Here is an 899-nt window from a genome sequence, read left to right as displayed (position 1 = left end):
GCGCGACGGTGGGGCCCGAGCCGGAGACCACCGCACCCGCCGCCCCCGGCGCGCGCCCGGCCGCGCGCGGTCCCGCCGGCGCCGGTGCCAGCGAGCACGCCGCGGCCTGCAGGTCGTTGGACAGCGCCGCCCCCAGCGCCTGCGGGTCGCCCGCGCGCAGGGCCGCCTCCACCGCCCGCAGCCGCTCCGCGGGGTCGCCCTCCGGGGGCAGCGCGCCCGCGGCGGCGAGGGCGTCGAACTCCGCGAACACCGCCGGCGTGGACAGGCCGTGACCGGCGAGCACGAGCACCCACGCCCAGGTGGAGGTCGTCAGCACCGGCACGAGCCGCTCCCCGCGCCCCGTGCCGACCGCGGTGCGCCCGTGCACGGCGAAGGGCACGTCGGAGCCCAGCCCGGCGGCCAGCTCGGAGAGCCCGTCGAGGCCGAGGCCGGTGTGCCACAGCGCGTCGCAGGCCACCAGGGCGGCCGCGGCGTCGGCGGACCCGCCGGCCATGCCGCCGGCGACGGGGATCCCCTTGCGGATGGACAGGTGGACCGGGGAGCCGGCCCCCGTCTCGCGCGCCAGCAGCAGGGCCGCCCGCAGCGCGAGGTTGCCCTCGTCGAGCGGCACCCCGGACACGTCGAGCTCCCCGGCGGCCCCGGCCCCGCCCGCGGCGGGGTGCGCGGCGGCGCGGACGCTCACCCCCCACTCCGGCGCGGGGGTGGCCGTCACGTCGTCGGCCAGCGACAGCGCCTGGAAGACGGTGAGGAGCTCGTGGTACCCGTCGTCGCGCCGGGGGCCGCTGGAGAGCAGCAGGTTCACCTTCGCGGGAGCGCGCGCGGTCACCGGCCGGGACCGCCCCCGGGCACCGGGGACACCACCGGCGCGCGGGGGGACGTCGGGGCGGGACACGGACGTC

1 protein-coding gene is annotated in these 899 nt (G+C 81.2%); it reads right to left on the bottom strand.

All coding sequences use genetic code 11. The features are described from left to right. Positions 1 to 826: 4-(cytidine 5'-diphospho)-2-C-methyl-D-erythritol kinase (locus ABEB16_RS09365; protein ID WP_345711989.1), on the bottom strand; the 826-nt coding region annotated here is incomplete at its 3' end. Positions 827 to 899: the final 73 nt, after the last annotated feature.

Origin of the sequence: Kineococcus glutinatus, from assembly GCF_039542765.1 — a bacterium.
GTDB classification, from domain to species: domain Bacteria; phylum Actinomycetota; class Actinomycetes; order Actinomycetales; family Kineococcaceae; genus Kineococcus_A; species Kineococcus_A glutinatus.
Note: the sequence above shows the minus strand (reverse complement) of the source record. Positions and strands in the feature narration are given on the sequence as shown.